Genomic DNA, 3,227 nt, shown 5'->3' with positions numbered 1-3,227 from the left:
CAAACGCGCCAAGGCCGCCGACCTGCTCTTCGGCGGCGCCGACCACCATCGCGCACTCATCACGGAGGGGTACCGTGCAACTCAGCTTTGACGCCGACATCGAGGAATTCCGTGCGGAATTCAGCGCGTTCCTCGATGCGAACCTGCCCGCGGAGGCCGACGCCGGGGAGCGGCCCCGCTCGAGTGCCGACATCCCCGCGTGGGCCCGCACCTGGCAGCGAACACAGTTCGAGGCCGGGTGGCTGCTGCCCGGTAATCCGCCGGAGTTCGGCGGGCGCAACGCGGGCATCGTCGAACAGTTCGTGCACCTGCAGGAACTCTCGCGCCGGCGCATCTACCACAGCTACAACCCGCAGGGGCTGGGCATCATCGCCGCCTCGCTGCTCACCTTCGGGACTCCGGAACAGAAGCAGCGGTGGGCCGTTCCCATTCTGCGCGCCGAGATCACCGCGGCGCTGGGCATGAGCGAGCCCGGTGCCGGATCGGACCTGGCGTCGTTGCGCACCCGGGCACGTCGCGACGGCGACCATTTCGTCGTCGACGGCCAGAAGGTGTGGACCTCCGGGGCCCATCACGCCGACGTGCTGCTCACCTTCGTGCGGACCGACCCGGATGCGCCCAAGCACAAGGGGATCAGCGTTCTGGTGATCCCCACCGACACGCCCGGGGTGACGCGGCGGCCGTTCGGGTCCATCGCCTCCCGCGACGATCACGACTTCAACGAGGTGTTCTTCGAAGGCGTGCGGGTACCCGCGGAGAACCTCATCGGCGACCTCAACGACGGCTGGACCGTCGCCAACGGTTCGCTGGGTCACGAGCGCACTCTGCTGTGGCTGAGCTTCGCCGACCGTCTCGAGGATCTGCTGCGCGATTTTCGGCCCGGCACCCCGCTGGAGAAGGACCGCTACGCCACCCTCGTGATGGATTCGTACGCGCTGCGGCTGCTCGGGTCCAAGGCGCTGGCCCGCGCGGCGCGCGGGGAGCAGGACACACCGTCGCTGTCGGTGCTCAAATTGCTCGGCTCGGAGGCCGTGCAGAGCGCGACCGAACATGCCTTCACCGCCGAGGGCATCGACGGCCTCGTGCATCCGGCACTGACCGCCCCGTACTGCCACATGGATCTGGAAATGCTGTACGCAAGTTGGTTCGAGCGCTATGCGCGCAGCTTCGGGTACACGATTGCCGGTGGAACGTCGGAGATCCAGCGCAATGTGATCGCCGAGCGGATCCTCGGCATGCCGCGACGGTGACCGTCGATGTACATCCGGTATGAGGTCGCCGACCACATCGCCACCATCACCCTCGATCGGCCCGAGGTGGCGAACGTGCAGAATGCCGAACTGCTCGACCAACTCGATCAGGCGTGGACCCGGGCGGCCGCCGACGACGACGTGAAGGTGATCGTGCTGCGCGCCGAAGGCAGACATTTCTCCGCCGGGCATCAACTCGGCGGTGACGGACCGGTGCCGGACAAGATCACGCTGGAAATGGTGTATTCGCACGAATCCCGGCGGTATCTCGACTATTCGTTGCGGTGGCGAAACATCCCGAAACCCAGCATCGCCGCCGTGCAAGGGCGATGTATCGCCGGCGGGTTGCTCCTGTGCTGGCCGTGCGACCTGATCGTCGCCGCCGACGACGCCAGCTTCTCCGATCCGGTGGTGCTGATGGGCATCGGCGGGGTGGAGTACCACGGGCATACCTGGGAGCTCGGTCCACGGAAGGCCAAGGAGATCCTGTTCACCGGGCGCCCGCTGACGGCGCAGGAGGCCGAGCAGACCGGCATGGTCAACAGGGTGGTGCCACGCGACCAACTCGACTCCGAGACAAGCGAACTCGCGCGTCAGATCGCGTCGATGCCGGCCTTCGGGCTGCGGCAGGCCAAACGGGCGGTGAACCAGACGCTCGACGTCCAGGGCTTCTACGCGGCCATCCAGTCGGTGTTCGACATCCATCAGACCGGGCACGGAAACGCGCTGAGCGTGGGAGGCTATCCCGTGCTGGCCGATCTGGCGCGGATGAAGGACAAACTGCGGTGAGAAAAGTTCGCGAAGATGGCCCGGATCGGATCTGTGTATTGTACTCTCATTTGCGAGAACGGCATTTCCGCCGAGGCCGCGCCCACGGTTAGCGGTCATCTCGACACCACCGGGCGACGTAGAGATTACGTCGTCACTGGAGAAGGGAACGCATAATGCGTCAAACAAGGCTGACCCGGGCACTGACGGCATGTTGTGCCGCGGCACTCATAGTCGGCGTGGCCGCCGGCTGCTCCGACGACGATTCGGATTCGGCACCGAGCACGACCAGTTCGGTTGCGGCATCGACCAGTGCCGAGTCCTCCAAGGCCGCTGCTCCGGCCGACCCGGCGGTCACCAAGGAGATCACGGAGGCCTACACCACCTTCTTCAACGGCAAGGCGCCGGCCGCCGACCGCACCAAGCTCATCGAGAACTCCGAGGGCTTCGCCCAGGTGCTCCAGGGGATGGCCGCCGATCCGCAGGCACAGGGCACCACGGTGACCGTCAAGGGTGTGACGCTGACCGACGACACCAACGCGGACGTCACCTACGACCTGCTGCTCAACGGCACCCCCGCACTGCCGGACCAGACCGGGCAGGCCGTCAAGGTCGACGGCACCTGGCGAGTGGCCACCGCCACCTTCTGCGCGCTGTTGTCCATCCAGGGCAAGGGTGACGCGATCCCGGCCTGCAGCTGATCTCGGCTTCGCACCTCGACCTGCAGTGGTCCCCCATTGCCGGTCGAGGTGCGAGCTCGCGAGCCTCGAAACCCCGTACGACGACTATGTCCGCAACAGCCTCCCGGTTGGAAGTTGTTGCGGACATTGTCATCTCACGGGGTTTCGAGGCTCCTCGCCTAGCGGCTCGTCGCACCTCAACCGGCGAAGTCTGACTCCCGTGCCCTGCGCACCTGGATCACTACCCGCGTCTGGCGGCTCGTCGCGCCTCAACGGGCGACGTCTGACTCCCGTGCCCTGCGCACCTGGATCACTACCCGCGTCTGGCGGCTCGTCGCGCCTCAATCGGCGAAGGCTGACTCTCATGCCCTGCGCACCTGGACCACTACCCGCGCCTTAACCGCAATACCGTTCAGTTAGTGCGCACCGGCGTGTAGGTGGGTGGCCCTGCGGGTTGGGGCCAGTGCTGGTGGTGTGCTCGTTTGACGTGCCATTTGGTGTATTTGCGTTTGACGACGCGGGGGTTGCT

At 66.2% G+C, this 3,227-nt stretch carries 3 protein-coding genes; all 3 read left to right on the top strand.

Annotated features, from left to right (window positions below):
* The first annotated feature begins 74 nt into the window (after positions 1-74).
* Complete coding sequence (locus KDB67_RS08585; RefSeq protein WP_291014822.1) at positions 75-1,250, top strand: acyl-CoA dehydrogenase family protein; 1,176 nt, start codon at positions 75-77, stop codon at positions 1,248-1,250.
* A 6-nt stretch (positions 1,251-1,256) separates the two neighbouring features.
* The gene (locus KDB67_RS08580; protein WP_291014820.1) at positions 1,257-2,039 is read left to right on the top strand and encodes an enoyl-CoA hydratase; all 783 of its coding nucleotides are present in this window, start codon (positions 1,257-1,259) and stop codon (positions 2,037-2,039) included.
* A gap of 155 nt (positions 2,040-2,194) precedes the next feature.
* On the top strand, positions 2,195-2,719 hold the full coding sequence (locus KDB67_RS08575) for a hypothetical protein (protein ID WP_291014818.1): 525 nt from the start codon (positions 2,195-2,197) through the stop codon (positions 2,717-2,719).
* Positions 2,720-3,227 lie beyond the last annotated feature (508 nt).

The organism is Gordonia sp. (in: high G+C Gram-positive bacteria) (genome assembly GCF_020438995.1).
Taxonomy (GTDB): Bacteria; Actinomycetota; Actinomycetes; order Mycobacteriales; family Mycobacteriaceae; genus Gordonia.
This window is presented reverse-complemented; position numbering and strand designations above follow the sequence as displayed.

Coding starts and splice junctions, on each gene's coding strand:
- KDB67_RS08580 (WP_291014820.1), top strand. CDS start 1,257: ATGTACATCCGGTATGAGGTCGCCGACCACATCGCCACCATCACCCTC.
- KDB67_RS08575 (WP_291014818.1), top strand. CDS start 2,195: ATGCGTCAAACAAGGCTGACCCGGGCACTGACGGCATGTTGTGCCGCG.